28 protein-coding genes are annotated in these 20867 nt (G+C 36.6%); 19 read left to right on the top strand and 9 right to left on the bottom strand.

The genetic code is table 11. The features are described from left to right. The first annotated feature begins 16 nt into the window (after positions 1-16). The 19 genes from rpsH (at position 17) to BLQ00_RS00275 (ending at position 13206) form a co-directional block, all read left to right on the top strand. Positions 17-418, top strand: a complete 402-nt coding sequence (rpsH, locus tag BLQ00_RS00365) for a 30S ribosomal protein S8 (RefSeq protein ID WP_093141823.1) — start codon at positions 17-19, stop codon at positions 416-418. A 15-nt stretch (positions 419-433) separates the two neighbouring features. Beyond that, positions 434-976, top strand: coding sequence for a 50S ribosomal protein L6 (gene rplF / locus BLQ00_RS00360; RefSeq protein ID WP_093139302.1), 543 nt, complete (start codon positions 434-436; stop codon positions 974-976). A gap of 11 nt (positions 977-987) precedes the next feature. Next, positions 988-1344 (top strand): 50S ribosomal protein L18, encoded by a 357-nt coding sequence (gene rplR, locus BLQ00_RS00355; RefSeq protein WP_093139301.1) that lies wholly within the window; start codon positions 988-990, stop codon positions 1342-1344. 6 nt (positions 1345-1350) lie between these two features. Beyond that, complete coding sequence (gene rpsE, locus BLQ00_RS00350; RefSeq protein WP_093139299.1) at positions 1351-1875, top strand: 30S ribosomal protein S5; 525 nt, start codon at positions 1351-1353, stop codon at positions 1873-1875. 4 nt (positions 1876-1879) lie between these two features. Next, positions 1880-2059 carry a 50S ribosomal protein L30 gene (gene rpmD, locus BLQ00_RS00345; protein ID WP_093139297.1) on the top strand — a complete coding sequence of 60 codons (180 nt, stop codon included), beginning with the start codon at positions 1880-1882 and terminating at the stop codon, positions 2057-2059. Between the two features lie 10 nt (positions 2060-2069). Beyond that, complete coding sequence (rplO, locus tag BLQ00_RS00340) at positions 2070-2522, top strand: 50S ribosomal protein L15 (protein ID WP_093139296.1); 453 nt, start codon at positions 2070-2072, stop codon at positions 2520-2522. A 13-nt stretch (positions 2523-2535) separates the two neighbouring features. Next, positions 2536-3879 (top strand): preprotein translocase subunit SecY, encoded by a 1344-nt coding sequence (gene secY, locus BLQ00_RS00335; RefSeq protein WP_093139294.1) that lies wholly within the window; start codon positions 2536-2538, stop codon positions 3877-3879. 2 nt (positions 3880-3881) lie between these two features. Further along, positions 3882-4097 carry a translation initiation factor IF-1 gene (gene infA, locus BLQ00_RS00330; protein ID WP_068763107.1) on the top strand — a complete coding sequence of 72 codons (216 nt, stop codon included), beginning with the start codon at positions 3882-3884 and terminating at the stop codon, positions 4095-4097. A gap of 3 nt (positions 4098-4100) precedes the next feature. Further along, complete coding sequence (ykgO, locus tag BLQ00_RS00325; RefSeq protein ID WP_009779203.1) at positions 4101-4217, top strand: type B 50S ribosomal protein L36; 117 nt, start codon at positions 4101-4103, stop codon at positions 4215-4217. Between the two features lie 3 nt (positions 4218-4220). Further along, positions 4221-4595 carry a 30S ribosomal protein S13 gene (rpsM, locus tag BLQ00_RS00320; protein ID WP_093139293.1) on the top strand — a complete coding sequence of 125 codons (375 nt, stop codon included), beginning with the start codon at positions 4221-4223 and terminating at the stop codon, positions 4593-4595. Between the two features lie 9 nt (positions 4596-4604). Continuing rightward, complete coding sequence (gene rpsK / locus BLQ00_RS00315) at positions 4605-5015, top strand: 30S ribosomal protein S11 (protein WP_093139291.1); 411 nt, start codon at positions 4605-4607, stop codon at positions 5013-5015. A 138-nt stretch (positions 5016-5153) separates the two neighbouring features. Then, the gene (gene rpsD / locus BLQ00_RS00310; RefSeq protein WP_093139290.1) at positions 5154-5759 is read left to right on the top strand and encodes a 30S ribosomal protein S4; all 606 of its coding nucleotides are present in this window, start codon (positions 5154-5156) and stop codon (positions 5757-5759) included. Between the two features lie 21 nt (positions 5760-5780). After that, positions 5781-6773 (top strand): DNA-directed RNA polymerase subunit alpha, encoded by a 993-nt coding sequence (locus tag BLQ00_RS00305; RefSeq protein ID WP_093139288.1) that lies wholly within the window; start codon positions 5781-5783, stop codon positions 6771-6773. A gap of 66 nt (positions 6774-6839) precedes the next feature. Next, positions 6840-7313, top strand: coding sequence for a 50S ribosomal protein L17 (gene rplQ / locus BLQ00_RS00300; protein ID WP_093139287.1), 474 nt, complete (start codon positions 6840-6842; stop codon positions 7311-7313). A gap of 171 nt (positions 7314-7484) precedes the next feature. Further along, positions 7485-8606, top strand: coding sequence for a glutamine-hydrolyzing carbamoyl-phosphate synthase small subunit (carA, locus tag BLQ00_RS00295; RefSeq protein ID WP_093139285.1), 1122 nt, complete (start codon positions 7485-7487; stop codon positions 8604-8606). Further along, positions 8603-9895, top strand: coding sequence for a phosphopyruvate hydratase (eno, locus tag BLQ00_RS00290; RefSeq protein WP_093139284.1), 1293 nt, complete (start codon positions 8603-8605; stop codon positions 9893-9895). Before carA ends, eno begins: the two co-directional genes overlap by 4 nt. A 176-nt stretch (positions 9896-10071) precedes the next feature. Then, complete coding sequence (locus BLQ00_RS00285) at positions 10072-11358, top strand: citrate synthase (RefSeq protein ID WP_093139282.1); 1287 nt, start codon at positions 10072-10074, stop codon at positions 11356-11358. Between the two features lie 62 nt (positions 11359-11420). Then, positions 11421-12335 carry a dimethylarginine dimethylaminohydrolase family protein gene (locus BLQ00_RS00280; RefSeq protein WP_093139281.1) on the top strand — a complete coding sequence of 305 codons (915 nt, stop codon included), beginning with the start codon at positions 11421-11423 and terminating at the stop codon, positions 12333-12335. Between the two features lie 52 nt (positions 12336-12387). Further along, positions 12388-13206: a transporter gene (locus BLQ00_RS00275; RefSeq protein WP_093139279.1), complete on the top strand. Its 819-nt coding sequence runs from the start codon at positions 12388-12390 to the stop codon at positions 13204-13206. On the opposite strand, the gene BLQ00_RS00270 is transcribed toward BLQ00_RS00275, so the two are convergent. The 9 genes from BLQ00_RS00270 to hisG are packed head-to-tail and all read right to left on the bottom strand — an operon-like array spanning position 13203 to position 20600. Beyond that, positions 13203-13652, bottom strand: coding sequence for a thioredoxin family protein (locus tag BLQ00_RS00270; RefSeq protein WP_093139278.1), 450 nt, complete (start codon positions 13650-13652; stop codon positions 13203-13205). The two genes, BLQ00_RS00275 and BLQ00_RS00270, sit on opposite strands and share 4 nt — an antisense overlap. Before the next feature lie 53 nt (positions 13653-13705). Next, positions 13706-14293, bottom strand: coding sequence for a bifunctional phosphoribosyl-AMP cyclohydrolase/phosphoribosyl-ATP diphosphatase HisIE (gene hisIE / locus BLQ00_RS00265; RefSeq protein ID WP_093139276.1), 588 nt, complete (start codon positions 14291-14293; stop codon positions 13706-13708). An 11-nt stretch (positions 14294-14304) separates the two neighbouring features. Continuing rightward, positions 14305-15063 carry an imidazole glycerol phosphate synthase subunit HisF gene (hisF, locus tag BLQ00_RS00260; protein WP_093139275.1) on the bottom strand — a complete coding sequence of 253 codons (759 nt, stop codon included), beginning with the start codon at positions 15061-15063 and terminating at the stop codon, positions 14305-14307. Beyond that, complete coding sequence (hisA, locus tag BLQ00_RS00255) at positions 15057-15770, bottom strand: 1-(5-phosphoribosyl)-5-[(5-phosphoribosylamino)methylideneamino]imidazole-4-carboxamide isomerase (RefSeq protein ID WP_093139273.1); 714 nt, start codon at positions 15768-15770, stop codon at positions 15057-15059. The genes hisF and hisA overlap by 7 nt, the downstream gene beginning before the upstream one ends. Next, positions 15767-16345 carry an imidazole glycerol phosphate synthase subunit HisH gene (gene hisH, locus BLQ00_RS00250; protein WP_093139272.1) on the bottom strand — a complete coding sequence of 193 codons (579 nt, stop codon included), beginning with the start codon at positions 16343-16345 and terminating at the stop codon, positions 15767-15769. Before hisH ends, hisA begins: the two co-directional genes overlap by 4 nt. Continuing rightward, positions 16342-17433 (bottom strand): bifunctional histidinol-phosphatase/imidazoleglycerol-phosphate dehydratase HisB, encoded by a 1092-nt coding sequence (gene hisB / locus BLQ00_RS00245; protein ID WP_093139270.1) that lies wholly within the window; start codon positions 17431-17433, stop codon positions 16342-16344. Before hisB ends, hisH begins: the two co-directional genes overlap by 4 nt. After that, positions 17430-18461 (bottom strand): histidinol-phosphate transaminase, encoded by a 1032-nt coding sequence (gene hisC / locus BLQ00_RS00240; RefSeq protein WP_093139268.1) that lies wholly within the window; start codon positions 18459-18461, stop codon positions 17430-17432. Before hisC ends, hisB begins: the two co-directional genes overlap by 4 nt. Next, positions 18454-19743 carry a histidinol dehydrogenase gene (gene hisD / locus BLQ00_RS00235; protein WP_093139267.1) on the bottom strand — a complete coding sequence of 430 codons (1290 nt, stop codon included), beginning with the start codon at positions 19741-19743 and terminating at the stop codon, positions 18454-18456. Before hisD ends, hisC begins: the two co-directional genes overlap by 8 nt. Beyond that, positions 19743-20600 carry an ATP phosphoribosyltransferase gene (hisG, locus tag BLQ00_RS00230; RefSeq protein WP_093139265.1) on the bottom strand — a complete coding sequence of 286 codons (858 nt, stop codon included), beginning with the start codon at positions 20598-20600 and terminating at the stop codon, positions 19743-19745. Before hisG ends, hisD begins: the two co-directional genes overlap by 1 nt. Positions 20601-20867: the final 267 nt, after the last annotated feature.

Raw genomic sequence — 20867 nt, 5'->3', positions numbered from 1 at the left:
CCGCAAATTTCTATATATGAATACAGATCCAATTTCGGATTATCTAACGAGAGTTAGAAATGCTGTGAAAGCAGGACACCGTGTAGTCGAAATTCCGGCTTCAAATTTAAAAAAAGAGATCACAAAGATCCTTTTTGATCAAGGGTATATTTTAAGTTATAAGTTTGATGACGATAAAGGTTATCAAGGTTCTATTAAAATCGCCTTGAAATATGATAAACTGACTAAAGATCCAGTTATCAAGAAGATTCAAAGAATTAGTAAACCAGGTTTACGTAAATATGCAGGTTCTACAGAACTTCCTCGTGTTTTAAACGGTTTGGGTATCGCTATTGTTTCAACTTCTCATGGAGTAATGACAAGCAAGCAAGCTAGAGAACAAAAAGTAGGTGGTGAGATATTGTGTTACGTATACTAAAAAAAGACAAAAGAAATGTCAAGAATAGGTAAAAACCCGGTAGCAATTCCAGCAGGAGTTACAGTTGATGTTAAAGACAACGTAATTACTGTAAAAGGAAAATTAGGAGAGTTAACACAGGAGTTTTCTGATGTTACAGTGAAAGTTGAAGAAAATCAAGTAATAGTTGAAAGATCTTCAGACTTTAAAGACCATAGAGCAAAACATGGTTTGTATAGATCTTTAGTTAATAATATGATTGAAGGTGTTTCAAACGGATGGACAAAACAACTAGAATTAGTTGGAGTAGGATATCGTGCAAGTAATCAAGGCCAAAAATTAGATTTAGCTTTAGGTTTCTCTCACAATATTGTGCTAGATATTGCTCCTGAAGTAGTAGTGGAAACTATTTCTGAAAAAGGAAAGAATCCAATTGTAAAATTAACATCATTTGATAAACAACTCGTTGGACAGGTAGCTGCAAAAATTCGCGGATTCCGTAAGCCAGAACCTTACAAAGGAAAAGGAGTTAGGTTTGTAGGTGAACAAATTAGAAGAAAAGCAGGTAAATCTGCATAAGATATAAAGTTATGGCATTATCAAAAACAGATAGAAGAAATCGTTTACGTTTTAGAATACGTAAGACAATTTCTGGAACTGCACAACGACCACGTTTAGCAGTTTTCCGAAGCAATAAAGAGATTTATGCGCAACTTATTGACGATGTAAGTGGGAAAACCATTACCGCTGCATCTTCAAGAGACAAAGACATTGACGCTTCAAAAGTTAACAAAGTAGAAGCGGCGAAATTAGTAGGTAAAGCAATTGCTGAAAAAGCTGTAAAAGCTGGAGTAGATGCAATTTCTTTTGACAGAGGAGGTTACCTATATCACGGAAGAATCAAATCATTAGCTGAAGGTGCACGCGAAGGTGGCCTTAAATTCTAAGTAAGTATGTATCAAGATTATAAAAACGTAGAATTAGTAAAACCTGGCGGACTTGAATTAAAAGATCGTTTAGTAGGTGTACAACGTGTTACTAAAGTAACAAAAGGGGGTAGAGCCTTCGGATTTTCAGCTATTGTAGTTGTAGGAGACGAGAATGGAGTAGTAGGTCACGGACTTGGAAAGTCTAAAGATGTAGCGAGCGCAATTGCTAAGGCAATTGAAGATGCTAAGAAAAACTTAGTGCGTATTCCATTGCATAAAGCTTCACTTCCACATGAGCAAAAAGGAAAATTTGGTGGTGCAAGAGTAAATCTTTTACCAGCAGCTCCTGGTACCGGGGTAATCGCCGGTGGTGCAGTTCGTGCCGTATTGGAAGCAGTAGGAGTTCACGATGTATTGTCTAAATCGCAAGGTTCTTCAAATCCACATAACGTGGTAAAAGCAACATTTGACGCTTTATTACAATTACGAAGCGCTCAGACAGTTGCAGATCAAAGAGGAATTTCTTTGGAAAAATTGTTTAAAGGATAAGAAGATGGCAAAAATCAAAGTAACAAAGGTGAAAAGTGCTATTAATCGCACACAAACCCAAAAGAGAACGCTTGAAGCTTTAGGTCTTCGTAAGATAGGTCAAGTTGTAGAGCATGAAGGCACACCAAGTATCCTTGGTATGGTAAATAAAGTTAAACATTTGGTTTCTATGGAAACCGTTTAAGATAAACGCAATGGATTTAAGTAGCTTAAAACCCGCAGAAGGTTCGGTTAAAAACCAAGGGAAACGCGTAGGTCGTGGACAAGGTTCAGGTAAAGGTGGTACTGCCACTCGTGGACACAAAGGAGCTAAGTCTCGTTCTGGATATTCCAAGAAACTTGGTTTTGAAGGTGGACAAATGCCTCTTCAACGTCGTGTGCCTAAGTTTGGTTTCACAAATATTAATCGTAAAGAATATCAAGGAATTAATCTTGATAAACTTCAAGAATTAGTAGACGACAAAAAGATAAATGATACTATTGACTTTGAAACTATTGTTAGTTTAGGTCTTGCTCGCAAACATGAGATGGTGAAGATTTTAGGAAGAGGAGAATTAAAGGCAAAAATAAAAGTATCTGCACACAAGTTTACTGCCACAGCACAGAAAGCAATTGAAGCAGCTGGTGGTGAAGTAATAACAATGTAATAATAGATTGAGGATGAAATTTATTGATACCATAAAAAATGTTTGGAAAATAGAGGAACTGAGAAATCGGATCATCCTTACCTTGGGATTATTATTAGTGTACCGCTTTGGTGCACAAGTAACACTGCCTAGTATAGATGCTTCAATGTTAGCAGGTTTCTCTGGTAATTTTGCTGGTGGTGGAATTGGTAGTTTGCTTGATGCATTTACAGGAGGGGCTTTTTCAAAAGCATCTGTATTTGCTCTTGGAATTATGCCATACATCTCGGCATCTATTGTTGTTCAGTTAATGCAAATTGCAGTTCCCTATCTTCAGAAATTACAAAAAGAAGGAGAAAGTGGAAGAAAGAAAATCAATCAGATTACTCGTTGGTTAACAATTGGTATTTGTTTGGTTCAAGCACCGTCTTATTTGGCAGGTCTTTCAGCATTGGGAGTTCCAGCTGAAGCCTTTATAATGGGTCAAGGGGCTATGTTTTACATCTCTTCAGTTATTATTTTAGTTACAGGTTGTGTATTTGCAATGTGGTTAGGTGAAAAAATTACTGATAAAGGAATCGGAAATGGTATCTCTATATTAATTATGGTAGGTATTATTGCTAACTTACCATTATCATTTGCTCAAGAATTTGCTTCTAGAGTATTTGAATCTAATGGAGGTTTAATTATGATTCTTATTGAATTGGTTATATGGTTTGTGATTATCTTACTTTCTATAATGTTAGTAATGGCAGTTCGTAAAATACCTGTTCAGTATGCTAGAAGAACTGCATCAGGAGAGTATGAGAAAAATATATTTGGAGCAAGACAATTCATTCCTTTAAAGCTTAATGCTTCTGGAGTTATGCCAATTATCTTTGCACAAGCTATTATGTTTGTTCCCTCTGCAGTAGCTAGTTTATCTAGTAGTGATTGGGCTCAAACTATGCAAGCAACCTTTAGCGATATATTTGGTTTGTGGTATAATATAGTTTTTGCACTTTTAATCATAGTATTTACGTACTTTTACACCGCGATTACGGTTCCTACCAATAAAATGGCAGATGATCTTAAGCGTAGTGGTGGATTTATACCAGGAATTAAACCAGGTACAGATACAGCAGAATATTTAGATAGAATAATGTCTCAAATTACACTTCCGGGATCTGTATTCTTAGCGTTGATAGCAATTTTCCCTGCTTTCGTTGTTAAGTTATTAGGAATCCAACAAGGTTGGGCTTTATTTTATGGTGGTACATCTCTGTTAATTATGGTAGGTGTAGCAATTGACACAATGCAACAAGTAAACTCTTACTTATTAAATCGTCACTATGATGGTTTAATGAAGTCAGGAAAAAATAGAAAAGCAGTAGCGTAATTATGGCAAAACAATCAGCAATCGAACAAGATGGGAGCATCGTAGAAGCATTGTCTAATGCAATGTTCCGTGTAGAATTGGAGAATGGTCATATAGTAACCGCGCATATATCGGGTAAAATGCGTATGCACTACATTAAGTTATTACCCGGAGATAAAGTTAAATTAGAAATGAGTCCTTACGATTTATCGAAGGCTCGCATAACGTATAGATACTAAGTAATGAAAGTTAGAGCATCCGTTAAAAAGAGAAGTGCCGACTGCAAGATAGTTCGCAGAAAAGGCAGATTGTATGTAATTAATAAAAAGAACCCAAAGTTCAAACAAAGACAAGGATAAGTTATGGCAAGAATCGCAGGTGTAGATATTCCTAAACAAAAAAGGGGTGTAATCGCGTTAACGTATATTTTTGGAATCGGTAGAAGCCGTGCACAAGAAATTTTAGGTAAAGCCGGAGTTAGCGAAGACAAAAAAGTAAGTGAATGGAACGATGATGAAATCGGAGCTATTCGTGAAGCTGTTGGATCTTTCAAAATTGAAGGTGAATTACGTAGTGAAATTCAATTAAGCATTAAACGTTTAATGGATATTGGTTGTTATAGAGGAATTCGTCATAGAGTTGGTCTTCCATTAAGAGGGCAACGTACTAAGAATAACTCAAGAACAAGAAAAGGAAAGCGTAAAACAGTTGCTAACAAAAAGAAAGCAACTAAATAACCTAGAGATATGGCAAAGGCTACAGGAAAAGGTGCTAAAGGTACCAAGACTACTAAAAAACGTAAAGTTAATGTTGAATCAGTTGGAGCAGCTCACGTAACAGCTTCTTTTAACAACATTATTATATCATTAAGCAACAAGGCTGGAGATGTTATCTCTTGGTCTTCTGCTGGTAAAATGGGATTTAGAGGTTCTAAAAAGAATACTCCTTACGCTGCTCAATTAGCAGCAGAGGATTGTGCTAAAGTTGCTCACGAGGCAGGTTTACGTAAAGTAAAAGTTTACGTAAAAGGTCCAGGTAACGGTAGAGAATCTGCAATTCGTTCTATCCATAATTCAGGAATTGAAGTAACCGAAATTATCGACGTTACTCCAATGCCACATAACGGATGTAGACCACCTAAAAGAAGACGTGTATAACACGAAATAATAAAGACGTTGCAACTGCAACGTCTTTATCTATTATAATTATTTAATAAATATCAACTCGAAGGGTACAAGAACTAGAGGATTAACGTAAGACCTTAATTTAGTTTTTCCTTCAAAATCAATTTAGAAATGGCAAGATATACTGGTCCAAAAACTAAAATAGCACGTAAATTTGGCGAAGCTATTTTCGGAGATGACAAATCATTCGAAAAAAGAAATTACCCTCCAGGGCAACACGGGAACAACCGCCGTCGTGGAAAAAAATCTGAATACGCAATCCAATTAGCTGAAAAGCAAAAAGCAAAATATACTTATGGTGTATTAGAGCGTCAATTCAGAAACATGTTTAAAAAAGCAACTGCTGCTCCTGGAATTACAGGACAAGTATTGTTACAATTATGTGAGTCAAGACTTGACAACGTTGTATACCGTATGGGGATTTCTCCAAGTAGATCGGGTGCAAGACAACTTGTTTCTCACCGTCATATCACTGTAAATGGTGAAAAAGTAAACATTCCATCTTACCAGTTACAGGCTGGAGATGTAGTGGGAGTTAGAGAGAAATCAAAATCTCTTGAAGCTATTCAATCTTCGTTAAGCAATGCTAACAATGTTTATGAATGGATTTCTTGGAACGGAGAAAAAATGGAAGGAACATACGTTTCTATTCCACAACGTATTCAAATTCCAGAGAACATAAACGAGCAGTTTATCGTCGAATTATATTCTAAATAATAAAAACACACGAGTCACACTATGGCAGTATTTAGTTTTCAAAAGCCTGACAAAGTTATCATGATTAATTCAACCGATTTCGAGGGGAAATTTGAATTTCGCCCTTTGGAACCAGGTTACGGATTAACAGTTGGTAACGCATTAAGACGAGTATTACTTTCTTCATTAGAAGGATTTGCAATTACTTCGGTTCGAATCGAAGGTGTTGACCACGAGTTTTCAACAATTGCAGGAGTAGTAGAAGACGTTACAGAGATCATCTTAAATTTAAAACAAGTTCGTTTTAAAAGACAGATTGATGAAATTGATAACGAAACTGTTACTATTTCTTTAAACGGAGGAAATCAATTGACAGCTGGTGATTTTCAGAAATATATTTCTGGATTCCAAGTACTAAATCCAGATTTAGTTATTTGTAATATGGATAGTAAAGTAAACCTTAATTTCGAAATTACTATCGAAAAAGGTAGAGGGTATGTTCCTGCTGAAGAAAATAAGAAAGCAAACGCACCACTTGGTACTATCTTTACTGATTCAATTTACACACCAATTAAAAATGTTAAGTATAGCATTGAAAATTTCCGTGTAGAGCAAAAAACTGATTATGAAAAATTAGTTTTTGAAATCATTACAGATGGTTCAATCAATCCTAAGGATGCTTTAACAGAAGCTGCTAAAACCTTAATTCATCACTTTATGTTATTTAGTGACGAGCGTATTACATTAGAAGCTGATGAAATTGCTCAAACTGAAACATACGATGAAGAATCATTGCACATGCGTCAGTTGCTTAAAACAAAATTAGTAGATATGGATCTTTCGGTTCGTGCTCTAAATTGTTTAAAAGCTGCTGAAGTAGATACATTAGGTGACTTAGTATCTTTCAACAAAAATGATCTAATGAAATTTAGGAACTTCGGAAAAAAATCTCTTACTGAATTGGAAGAGCTTGTAAACGTAAAGGGTCTAAACTTCGGAATGGATTTAGCAAAATATAAATTAGATAAAGATTAATACATCATATTTTGCTCTCAGCTAATTGCTGATTTGGTAGCAAGATGATGATTAAAACAAAATGTCATGAGACACGGAAAAAAAGTAAATCACTTAGGTAGAAAAACAGCACATAGGAAGTCAATGCTTGCTAATATGGCTTGTTCCCTAATTGAACATAAAAGAATAAACACTACTGTTGCAAAAGCAAAAGCTTTAAAACAATTTGTAGAGCCGATGATTACAAAATCTAAAGAAGACACTACGCACAACCGTCGTATTGTAATGGCTAGATTGCGTCAAAAAGAAGCTGTTGCAGAATTGTTCAGAGAAGTGGCTACTAAAGTAGGTGACCGACCAGGAGGATACACACGTATCATCAAGTTAGGAAATCGTTTAGGAGATAATGCTGATATGGCAATGATCGAATTAGTTGATTTTAACGAGATTTACAACGCTGGTAAAACAACTAAGAAGAAATCAACACGTCGTAGTCGTCGTGGTGGTGATGCTAAAACAGCTGCTCCAGTAGCAACTAAAGCAACTAAAGAAGAAGAATAAATGATTCATCGTTTATAAAATTCAAAAGGGATAAGCAGTTACTGTTTATCCCTTTTTTTATACCCAATAATCAAAGAAGGTTCAGTAAGGATTTTATTTTTTTTAAAAGTTATAACTCCTTAATTGTAAACCTCCATCATTTAAAGTATTTTTGCAAAACATTTCGATTTTATGAAGTATCAGAACAGAAAAAAAGCACTTATTTTATTAGCCGATGGCACCATTTTTCATGGAAAAGCTGTAGGTGGAAAAGAAGGATCAGCCTTTGGAGAAGTTTGTTTCAACACTGGGATGACTGGTTACCAAGAAATTTTTACAGACCCATCTTATTTTGGACAATTAATGGTTACCACCAATGCACACATTGGTAATTATGGGACCAATTTAGAAGAAGTAGAGTCGGAAAGCATTAAGATTTCTGGACTTATTTGCCGCAATTTTAGCTACCATCAATCTCGTGCCGCCGCAACAGATACCCTTGAAAATTTTCTATCAGATAACAACTTGTTAGCTATTAGTGATGTTGACACTCGCGCATTGGTAAATTATATTCGCGATAATGGCGCTATGAATGCTGTTATTACTACGGAAGTGGATAATTTAGATGCCCTTAAAGAGCAACTAAATGACGTACCGAGTATGAAGGGTCTTGAGTTGGCAAGCAAAGTGTCTACAAAAGAGCCTTATTTCTTCGGAAATGAAAACGCTACGTATAAAATTTCAGCTTTAGACATAGGAATCAAGAAAAACATACTTCGAAATCTTGCTGAAAGAGACTGCTATATTAAAGTGTTTCCGTACAACGCAACATTTTCAGAATTGAAAGCCTTTCAACCAGATGGTTATTTTCTTTCAAATGGTCCAGGTGATCCAGAACCATTAACAGCTGCTATTGCAACTGCAAAACAAATCATAGAAAGTGAAAATCCATTATTTGGAATCTGTTTAGGGCACCAAGTAATTGCATTAGCAAATGGAATTTCAACGTTTAAAATGCACCACGGCCATAGAGGTATTAATCATCCCATTAAAAACCTATTAACAGGAAAAGGAGAGATTACATCTCAAAATCATGGTTTCGCTATCAACAGAGAAGAAACAGAAGCACATAGTGATGTTGAAATCACACATATTCATTTAAACGATCATACAGTTGCTGGAATTCAAATGAAGAGCAAACCTGTATTTTCAGTACAATACCATCCTGAAGCAAGTCCAGGACCACACGACGCATCGTATTTATTCGATCAATTTATAGAATCCATTAAAAATCATAAACCACAAGCCGTATGAGTATTATCATAGACATCCATGCAAGACAAATATTTGACTCAAGAGGGAATCCAACAATTGAAGTTGATGTAATTACCGAAAACGGTTTTATAGGACGTGCTGCAGTTCCTTCAGGAGCTTCAACAGGTGAACATGAAGCTGTCGAATTACGTGACGGTGGTGATGCTTATATGGGAAAAGGAGTATTAACAGCTGTAGAAAATGTAAACGGAAAAATTGCGGGAACGTTATTAGGTGTCGATGTTTTTGAACAAGCGTTAATAGATAAAATAATGATTGATTTGGACGGAACTCCAAACAAATCAAAATTAGGTGCTAATGCAATTTTAGGAGTTTCGTTAGCGGCTTCAAAAGCAGCAGCGAACGAATTGGGATTACCATTGTATCGTTACATAGGTGGTGTAAGTGCTAAAACACTGCCAGTACCTATGATGAACATTATTAATGGAGGTTCTCATAGTGATGCTCCTATTGCATTTCAAGAGTTTATGGTAATGCCAGTAAAAGCAAATTCTTTTACACACGCAATGCAGATGGGAAGTGAAATTTTTCACAACCTTAAAAAAGTACTTCACGATCGTGGTTTGAGCACTGCTGTTGGTGATGAAGGTGGTTTTGCACCAACGTTAGACGGAACAGAAGATGCTTTAGATACAATTGCAATAGCAGTTAAAAAAGCAGGCTACACGTTAGGTGATGATGTAATGATTGCTTTAGATTGTGCCGCGGCAGAATTTTATGTTGATGGCAAATACGATTATACAAAGTTTGAAGGAGATACAGGAAAAGTAAGAACATCGAAAGAACAAGCTGATTATTTAGCTGAACTTTCAGAAAAGTATCCAATTATCTCTATTGAAGATGGAATGGATGAAAATGATTGGGAAGGTTGGAGATACTTAACTGAAAAAATTGGAAAAAAAGTTCAATTAGTAGGAGACGATTTGTTTGTAACGAATGTTGAAAGACTTTCAAGAGGAATAAATGAAAATACTGCGAATTCAATTTTAGTGAAAGTAAATCAAATAGGAACACTAACTGAAACTATTGCCGCAGTAAATATGGCGCACAATGCTGGATATACTTCAGTAATGTCTCATAGAAGTGGTGAAACGGAAGATAATACCATAGCAGATTTAGCGGTAGCACTTAATTGCGGGCAAATTAAAACAGGTTCGGCATCAAGAAGTGATCGTATGGCAAAATACAATCAGTTGTTGCGTATTGAGGAGCAATTAGCAGAAGTTGCCTATTATCCAAAAACAAAAGCATTCAAGGTTCAGCAATAGTTTTATTTATTCTGAAAAGAACGCTACAAAGAAAAAAATGGCGCACTATAAAAATAATTTATAGGGGTATGATATTTAAGGATTTTTTAACCTTAGGATTCTTCCGAAGTGTTAAAAAATCACACAATATTTCGTAACTTAGCCATTCTGAAATTTATTAAAAACAACAATAGTATATGTCAAAAACAGCAACGCTCGAAATCGATGGTAAAAAGTATGAATTTCCTTTAATAGAAGGAACTGAAAAGGAAGTTGCCTTAGATATAAAAACACTTCGAGCTATCACTGGAGGTGTAACAACGATCGATCCAGGATATAAAAATACAGGCTCTTGTGAAAGTGCTATTACTTTTTTGAATGGTGAAGAAGGAATCTTACGTTACCGTGGGTATTCTATCGAAGAGCTGGCTGATAAAGCTGACTTCCTAGAAGTAGCGTACTTGCTTATTTTTGGAGAGTTACCAACAAAAGATCAGTTGTCTAAGTTTCATGAAGATATTAAGGCGCAATCGCACGTTGATGAAGATGTTAAGAAAATTCTTGACGGATTTCCAAAGTCTGCCCATCCAATGGGAGTGCTATCGTCATTAACTTCAGCGTTGGTCGCTTTTAATCCATCTTCAGTAAATGTAGATAGTGAAGAAGAAATGTACAACGCAATTGTACGAATTCTGGCTAAATTTCCAGTGCTTACGGCTTGGGCATATAGAAAAAGAGTTGGCCTTCCATTAGAATATGGAGATGCTTCTCTAGGATACGTAGAAAACTTCTTAAAAATGATGTTTAAGAAGCCTAATAGTAACTATGTTCCTAAAAAGGATATTGTAGCCGCTTTTGATAAGTTATTAATCTTACACGCAGATCACGAACAAAACTGTTCTACTTCTACAGTACGTATGGTTGGTTCATCTCACGCAGGATTATTTGTTTCTATTTCAGCAGGTATTGCAGCATTATGGGGCCCACTTCACGGTGGTGCTAATCAAGCGGTAATCGAAATGTTAGAAGCAATCAAAGAAGATGGTGGCGATACGAAAAAGTTTATGGCAAAAGCCAAAGACAAAAATGATCCATTTAGATTAATGGGCTTTGGACATAGAGTATATAAAAACTTTGATCCAAGAGCGAAAATAATTAAGAAAGCAGCAGATGAAGTTCTTAATGACCTAGGAATTGATGATCCAGTGTTAGACATTGCAATTGCTCTTGAAAAAGAAGCCTTAGAAGATCAATATTTCGTTGATAGAAAATTATACCCTAACGTAGATTTCTACTCAGGGATTATTTATAGAGCTTTAGGGATTCCAGTCGAAATGTTTACGCCAATGTTTGCATTAGGTCGTTTACCAGGTTGGATCGCACAATGGAGAGAGATGCGTTTACGCAAAGAGCCAATTGGAAGACCAAGGCAAGTATATATTGGTGAAAACCTTCGCCCTTTTAAAGAAACAGAAGAGCGTTAATCGTTCATTTAAATAGTTTACTAGCATCCGTCTTTGGCGGGTGCTTTTTTTATATTTGTAATATGATCAAATTAAACATTACTAATGAAACCTCTCGCTTAAGAGCAGTGGTGTTAGGGTTAGCAAATAGTAACGGACCCGTTCCTGCACTTGAAGATGCGTACGACCCAAAATCGGCAGAACATATTAAGGCTGGAACCTATCCTAAAGATGAGGATATGGTGAAAGAGATGGATGCCGTGTTTGAGGTTTTTAAAAAGTACGACGTAACAGTATATCGTCCTGATGAGATTAAAGATTACAATCAAATTTTCTCACGAGATATCGCTTTTGTTATTGAAGATAAATTTATAAAAGCAAACATCTTAGAAGATCGTTCGAAAGAAATTGATGCTTTGCACCATGTTATTGATCAAATAGACCCTTCAAAAATCATAGAGTTTCCTGAAGAAGCCCATATTGAAGGAGGAGACGTAATGCCTTGGGGAGACTATATCTTTGTGGGGACTTATTACGGTGAGGACTATCCAAGTTTTATTACTGCTAGAACCAATATGAAGGCAGTAGCGCACCTTCAGAAATTATTTCCACATAAAAAAGTGAAATCATTCAATTTGCGAAAATCAAATACTGTCGCACAAGATAACGCACTTCATTTAGACTGTTGTTTTCAACCGATTGGAACAGGCAAAGCCATTATTCATAAAGAAGGATTTCTAATTGAAGAGGAGTATGAATGGTTGGTTAATTTCTTCGGAAAAGATAACTGCTTCCATATTACGAAAGAAGAAATGTACAATATGAATAGCAATATTTTTTCTATTTCTCCTGAAGTAATTATTTCAGAAAGAAACTTTACACGCCTAAATACATGGTTGCGTTCGCAAGGATTTACGGTTGAAGAAGTTCCGTATGCTGAAATAGCCAAACAAGAAGGACTACTTCGTTGTACAACGATGCCTTTAATTCGAGATTAATGTAAGGAATAGAAATAGGGTTCGTCTTATTGAATAACCATAAAACCACCCTATGAAACCTATAGTATTACTAGTAATTTTTAGTTTATTTTTTTCTGAAGCTTTTTCACAAGGTAAAATCGACGGATTTTATCGCGGAAAAGGAAATGCCACAGCTGTTGTCGGACTCGGTTTTGAAGATGGTAAAAACTACTTTGCAGGCACCGAAAAAACAGATATTAGTAAGAGTTTGTACTACGTTAACCTTTATGGCGCCTACGGAATAACAGATAACTTAGATGTAGCTGTTGCACTTCCATACTTGTCCAGTAATAAAAATAACGGTTTACAAGACATTTCAATTTTTCTGAAGCATCTTATCTATCAAAAAAACACCGAAAGTGGTAGTTTTCAAGTAACCCTAGGAGCTGGATTTTCTACTCCTGTAAGCGATTACGATATTGGTGGTTTAAATGATATCGGGCAACAAGCTACCGTTTTTGAAGGAAGAGCATTGGCACATTACTTTTGGAAAACAGGATGGTTTGCAACGGTACAAAGTGGATACTCTTTAAAACTAGAAGAAACTCCAAATAGCATTCCTGCGACACTGAAGGTTGGAAAAGCAATGGCGAAGTGGTACTATGACTTTTATTATGACTATCAGCACTCTTTTGGGGGAATTGATTATTTAGGAACTCCTGCGCCACAAAACTTTAAAGAGTTTGGATCCGACTATCATAAAGTAGGAGGTTCTGTGTACACTTCTTTTTCTGAAAACTTTGGGGCCTTTATAAATCTATCGTACACCTTAGCAGGGCGTAATACCTTCCAAGGACAAGGCTACGGTGTTGGCGTGGTGTATAACATCAAGAAAAAAGAACGCAATTAGCCTTTAAACGATTCTAAGTGTAAAATGTATTCACTTGGAGTTGCATTAAAATATCCAGTTTCGCCCAGTACCTTCCCTTCGGAATCTAATACAACTACAAATGGAAAAATCCCTCTGGTGTTGTAGGTGTTGAGTAATTCATAGTTGTGTTTTTTTAAAGCTTCAGATAGTGCGTTTTCAGGTTTCTTCGGAAAATCTGCTTCAATCATTACAAAATGGTCTTTAGCATATAAACTGAAGGTTTCGGTCTGAAACACTTCTTTGTCTAATAACACACAAGGCGCACACCAATCAGATCCTTGGAAAACAAGAATAATAGGTTTGTTCTCTTCCGAAGCTACTTTCTTCGCAGTTTCAAAATCATGTTGCCATTCTTGAGCAACGATAGTAAACATTGAAAAAAAGCAAAGTATAAAAATTAAGAAACCGTTGTTTATTGTTTTCATAAATGGATATATAAAGGAATGCGCTTTCAGTAAAAATACGCTTTTATAAGATTCTATTTTGCTCTTTCTTTTAAAACAGCTTCAATACTTTCTAGGCTTACATTTTTCGCTTTCAGTAGTATTAAATAGTGGTATAATAAATCGGCTGCTTCACTTTTAAACAAGTCTATGTTGTCATCCTTAGCTTCTATAACCAATTCTACCGCTTCTTCACCAACTTTTTGGGCTACTTTATTAATCCCTCTTTTGTATAATGAATTGGTATAGGATTCGGCATCGTCCGTATCAATTTTTGTTGCAATTACATCTTGCAATTCATACACAAACCCTTTTGCGGTTTCATCTTTAAAACAAGTCGTAGATCCAGTATGACACGTAGGTCCATTTGGTGTTGCCTGAATTAAAATAGTATCTCTATCACAGTCAATTTTGATGTCTTTCACAAATAAGAAATTACCAGACTCTTCTCCTTTGGTCCACAGTCTGTTTTTACTTCTACTAAAAAAAGTAACCTTCTTTTCCGTAATTGTTTTTTCGTAGGCTGCCTCATCCATATAACCTAACATTAATACTTGCAGTGTGGTGTCGTTTTGAACAATCACTGGGATTAATCCATTGCCTTTTCTGAAATCTAAATTCATCATTTTATATTTTATGTAAGCCTAACAGCTACGTTTTTTGTGTGTAAATATTCTTTTAATTCAGGTATTGGAATTTCACCGTAGTGAAATATACTAGCCGCTAAGGCACCCGTTGCTTTGGTTTGCTCAAACACCTCGGTAAAGTGTTTTTTTGTTCCAGCGCCACCCGAAGCAATAACAGGAATGTTAATCGCAGTGCTTACTTGGTTCGTGATATCTAAAGCAAATCCTCCTTTTGTACCATCATTATTCATCGAAGTGAGTAAAATTTCACCTGCACCTAGCGCTTCCACTTGTTGTGCCCATTGCACCGTTGTAAGCTCTGTAGGCGTTCGTCCTCCATGTACAAAAACCTTCCATTCGTCTGCTTCAAATTTAGTGTCAATAGCGACTACCAAGCACTGACTCCCAAACGTAGTTGCAATATCGGTAATTAAGCTTGGATTTTTTACTGCGGAAGAGTTTACACTCACTTTGTCTGCTCCAGCATTTAGAAGATTGGAAACGTCCTCTACAGTGTTTATACCGCCACCCACCGTAAACGGAATGTTTATTTCTGAAGCTATTCTTTCTACCAACTGAAGCAGAGTTGTTCTATTCTCAATCGTAGCTGTAATGTCTAGAAAAACCAATTCGTCGGCTCCTTCTTGGACATATTTTTTAGCCAATTCAATAGGATCGCCAGCATCTTTAATGCCTACAAAGTTAATTCCCTTAACCGTTCTGCCATTCATGATATCCAAGCACGGAATAATTCGTTTCTTTAGCATAATTTCTCAAGTTCTTTAAGGGTAATGTTTCCTTCATAAATAGCTTTTCCAAGAATCGCACCTTCGCATCCTATTTCTATCAAATCTTCTAAATCCTTCATCGAAGACACACCGCCACTGGCAATTAAATGTACCGTACTGTTGGCAATAATCTCTTTGTACAACTCATTGGAAGCTCCTTGTAGCATTCCATCTTTAGAAATATCGGTACAAATCACACTCTGAATCCCTTTTGCTTCAAAGTCATTGATAAATTCAATAACATCCAGTTCTGAACTTTTCAACCATCCGTGGGTAGCAATTTTTCGGTTGTTACAATCTGCTCCTAAAATAACGCGTTCCTTTCCGAAGCGCTCCAACCATTTAAGAAATAGCGTCGGATTACTAACCGCAATACTTCCGCCCGTAATTTGACTGGCACCCGATTCAAACGCAATAGCAACATCTTCATCCGATTTTAAACCGCCGCCAAAATCAATTTTTAAGTTGGTATTAGTTGCAATCGTTTCTAACACTTTATAATTTACAATGTGTTTCGACTTTGCACCGTCCAAATCGACCAAGTGTAAGAACTCAATGCCGCTATCTTCAAATTGTTTGGCAACTTCCAAAGGGTTTTCGTTGTATGTTTTTTGAGTGCTATAATCTCCTTTGGAGAGGCGCACACACTTACCGTCAATAATATCTATCGCTGGGATAATTCTCATAATTCTAAAAAGTTTTGTAAAATTCGTGTTCCAATACCTGCCGATTTTTCTGGGTGAAACTGCGTAGCGTAAAAATTATTTTTTCGCATCGAAGCGCTAAACGGAACAATATAATTGCATATAGCTGTGGTGTTTTCCGTTACTTCAGCATAATAACTATGCACGTAATAGACATCTTGGGTATCGGTTATGCCTTGACATAAAACACCGCTTGTACTCGAAAAATTATTCCATCCCATGTGCGGAACAGTGTCGTTAGGTGGGAATTTTTTCACTGAAGCTTTAAAAATTCCTAAACAATCAGTGTCTCCTTCTTCCGAATAATTGCACATTAGTTGCAAACCTAAGCAAATACCCAACATTGGTTTTTTAATGTCTAAAATCGTTTTGTCGAGTCCTTTTTCTTTCAAATAGTTCATGGCCGAACTTGCCTCGCCCACACCTGGAAAAATCACTTTATCCGCAGAAAGAATTGTTTCTCGGTTGTCGGTAATCACAGATTCGTAGCCTAGCTTGGTCAGTGCATTTTGAACCGACCGTACATTTCCGGCATTGTATTTTATAATGGCTATCATAAGGTTCCTTTGGTACTTGGAATTGAATAATTGTCTGTTTTTTTCACCGCCATTTTAATTGCTTTGGCAAAACCTTTGAAAAGCGCTTCTATTTTGTGGTGTTCGTTATCGCCTTCCATTTTCATGTTTAGATTACATTTTGCGGTGTCGCTAAACGATTTAAAAAAGTGCATAAACATTTCCGAAGGCATTTCTCCAATCATTTCTCTTTTAAATTCGGCCTCCCAAACCAACCAAGGGCGTCCGCCAAAATCGATGGCTACCTGTGCCAAACAATCGTCCATTGGCAATAAAAAACCATAGCGTTCAATTCCTTTTTTAGAACCTAATGCTTTTAAAAAGGCTTCTCCTAAGGCCAAAGCAACGTCTTCAATGGTGTGATGTTCATCAATTTCTAAATCGCCTTTTACAGCAATGTTTACATCGATGTTTCCATGTTTTGAAATTTGTTCTAACATATGATCAAAAAAGCCAATTCCGGTTGAAATACTGCTTTTCCCCGTTCCATCCAGATTTACTTCAATGGCAATGTCGGTTTCATTTGTTTTACGAACTACCTTTGCAACACGTGGTTTTGATACCAAATAAGAAACAATTTCAGCCCAGCTTGTTGTCGATAATTCGGCGCCTTCAACAGCTTCGTTTCCTATGAAAATACCTTTGCAATTCAAGTTTTTAGCCAGTTCAATATCCGTTTTTCGATCGCCAATGACATACGAATTTGCCAAATCGTAGTCTCCATAAATATACTTTTGAAGCAATCCTGTTCTAGGTTTTCGCGTAGGCGCATTGTCTTCGGGAAAGCTTCTGTCGATAAGAATATCTGAAAATTCAACACCTTCATTTTTAAATGCCTGAATCATTTTGTTCTGCGCAGGCCAAAAGGTGTCTTCGGGAAAAGAATCGGTGCCTAAACCATCTTGATTTGTAACAAGTACCAATTCGTAATCCAATTGTGTGGCAATTTTAGCCATGGCTTGAAACACACCAGGATAAAATTCTAACTTCTCCAAGCTGTCCAATTGATAATCTACAGGTGGCTCAATAACGAGTGTTCCGTCGCGATCTATAAACAATACTTTTTTCATGATTCAATATTTTTTAAGGCGGTGAGTAGTTTTTTATTTTCTGAAGGCGTTCCCACAGAAATACGAATACAGTTTGCAACGAGACTGTTCCGATTTCGTGTAATTATTTTTTGTGTTACTAAGTCTGAATAAATTTTAGTTGCGTTTATCACTTCTACAAGCAGAAAATTTGCTTCGGAAGGATATACTTTCACGACTAGTTTTAATTCCTGTAAAGCTGTTTGAAGTGCCTCTTTTTGCGTTTTGATTTGTTCAAGGTTCTTCTGAAACTGTGCTGTATTTGATACTGCTTCCAACGCTGCTTTCTGATTCAGTTCACTTACGTTATACGGTGGCTTCACTTTGTTTAAAAGGCGAATAATTTCTTCGGAAGCAAACGCCATTCCAACACGTGCGGCTGCAAGTCCCCAGGCTTTACTGAAGGTTTGACATACCATCAAATTCGGATAATCATTCAGCTTTCGTAGCCATGATTCGGAAGGACTAAAATCAATATAGGCTTCATCGATGATGACAATTCCGTTGAAATTTTTTAGAATGGTTTCAATTGCGTTTTTGCTGAGGGTGTTTCCTGTTGGATTGTTGGGCGAGCAAATAAATATGATTTTTAAAAACGAATCTTTCAGAAGAGGAAGCACCGCATCACTATCAATTTGGAAGGAATCGGTTAATGGTATTTTTGTTAATGACACTTCGTTAATCGCTGCCGATACGTCGTACATTCCGTAGGTGGGCGAAAAGGTCAATGCTTTGTCTTCACGCGGCTGACAAAAAATACGAAACGCCAAATCGATTACTTCATCACTTCCATTACCAATAAAAATCTGCTCTGAACGAACATTTTTCAAACTGGCAATTTTTGATTTTAAGTCCGTTTGATACGGATCGGGATACCGGTTTAAGGTTCCAAATGGATTTTCATTCGCATCCAAAAACACGCCAGAAGTACCCTTGAACTCATCGCGAGCGCTAGAGTAGGGAAGTAACGCCTGAATGTTATTGCGGACAATTGATTGTAAATTAAACATTTTTCAAAGAGTTTAAACGAATAGTAACTGCGTTTTTGTGAGCTTGTAATTCTTCAGCTTCTGCCATGATCTCTATCGCGGGGCCGATGTTCTGTAAACCTTGTTTTGTGAGTTTCTGAAAGGTGATTTTTTTCTGAAAGCTTTCCAACGAAACACCACTGTGGTTTTTTGCGTATCCATTAGTGGGTAAGGTATGATTGGTGCCACTGGCATAATCGCCTGCGCTTTCACAGCTGTAGTTCCCTAAAAATACGGACCCTGCATTTTGAACGAGTGCTGCATAATCTGAAGCATTTTCCGAAGCAATAATTAAATGTTCTGGCGCGTATTGATTGCTAAATTCAAAACACTCTTCTACCGAACGAAGTAATATGGCTTTGCTGTTTTCTAATGCTTTTTGAGCAATTTCTTTTCGAGGCAATACTTCCAGTTGTTTTTGTACTTCGGAAAGTGATTGTTCTAAAATAGCAGCATCGTTTGAAACTAAAATTACTTGGCTATCGGCGCCGTGCTCTGCTTGCGATAACAAATCGGAAGCGATAAAACTTGGGATTCCACTAGTATCGGCTATTACCAACACTTCACTTGGACCTGCAGGCATGTCGATAGCAGTTCCATCTTGCTGAATTAGCTCTTTCGCCTTGGTCACAAATTGATTTCCGGGACCGAATATTTTATACACTTGTGGAATCGTTTCTGTACCATACGCCATCGCGGCAATGGCTTGCGCACCTCCAACTTTGAATATTTTAGTAATGCCCACTAGGTTTGCGGCATACAAAATGGCTGGGTGAATGTTTCCTTCTTTATTGGGAGGTGTGCAGAGAATAATTTCTTTGCAACCCGCTAATTTAGCTGGAATTCCCAACATTAAAATAGTTGAAAAAAGTGGCGCAGAACCTCCGGGGATGTATAGGCCTACTTTATCTATACCTACGTTTTTTCTCCAACACGATACGCCTTCAGTCGTTTCTATGACAGCTTCAACCGAGTTTTGTGACGCGTGGAATTTTTCAATATTTGCCTTTGCGATATTAATGGCTTGTTTTAATGATTCAGAAACAGAAGTCATGGCCGTATCAATTTCCGAAGTAGAAACAAACAGTTCTTGTAACGCTACTTTGTCGAACTTTTCGGTGTATTTAAATATTGCTTTGTCTTTGTTTCGCTTTACATCATTCAGAATAAACTGAACCAGTTTGGTGAGTTCTTCTTGTTCAAACTGTGGTCGTTTTGTCAATGCTAACCAGGCTTCTTTAGGTGGGTTTTCAACTTTTTTCATTACAGTACCATTTTATCGATTGGAACAATTAGAATTCCTTCTGCACCTGCATCTTTCAATTCGTCAATGACATTCCAAAAGGTGCTGTCGTCAATCACACTGTGTAGCGAGCTCCAACCTTCTTGTGCTAAAGGGAGAAGGGTTGGACTTTTTAATACGGGAAGGATAGCGCTTACTTCTGCAATTTTATCATTGGGAACATTCATTAAAATGTACTTTGTGTTTTTTGCGCGTAATACTGCTTCCATTCGAAATACAAGCTTGTCAAGGATTTGTTGTTTTTCCGAAGATAGAAGTAGGGATTGTGCCAATACCGCTTGAGATTGTAAAATCACTTGTGTTTCTCGGAGTCCGTTTTTAAAAAGTGTGCTTCCTGAACTTACAATATCACAAATACCATCTGCCAGTCCTATGTTTGGAGCAATTTCGACCGAACCTGAAATAACATGAATTTCTGAAGAGATGTTATTTGCTTTTAAAAACGTGTTTAGTGTATTAGGGTAGGATGTTGCAATTTTTTTACCTTCAAAATAGGAAAGAGAATTGTCATCAACTTCTTTAGGGACAGCTAATGAAACATTACACTTTGAAAAACCTAGTTTGCTAACAACGGCTACTTTTTTCTGTTTTTCAATAAGTAAATTTTCACCAACAATTGCAATATCAACTACGCCATCTTCTAAGTATTGTGGGATATCAGAATTCCGAAGGTATAATACTTCCATCGGAAAGTTTGGGACACTTACTTTTAGTTGGTCTTTACCATTTTCAACTTTTATACCGCAATCTTTCAGCAGTTTTAAAGAATCTTCGTGTAAACGTCCGCTTTTTTGAATCGCAATTTTTAGGATACTCATTTTTTTAGATTTTAATCTGAGTAACCGAAAGAGCTATAAACAAAAAACCCGTCTGATTACTCAGACGGGTTTTGAAATATTTTTAGATTACATATATCATTTCCTGTTCGCCTGAGAGCAAATATGAGAATGATGATGATGTAATTGTGTGTTCATGATGTTTATAATCTGATGCAAAACTACTTCCTTTTTTTTAGTTGCCCTAATTTTTATGAAGAAAATTGTATAACTATCATTGCCAGCTTAAAAAAAATGTATTTTTGCGGA

It is taken from the genome of Ulvibacter litoralis (genome assembly GCF_900102055.1).
GTDB lineage: Bacteria > Bacteroidota > Bacteroidia > Flavobacteriales > Flavobacteriaceae > Ulvibacter > Ulvibacter litoralis.
The sequence above is the reverse complement of the archived record's forward strand: the minus strand, read 5'-3'. Positions and strand labels throughout refer to the sequence as shown.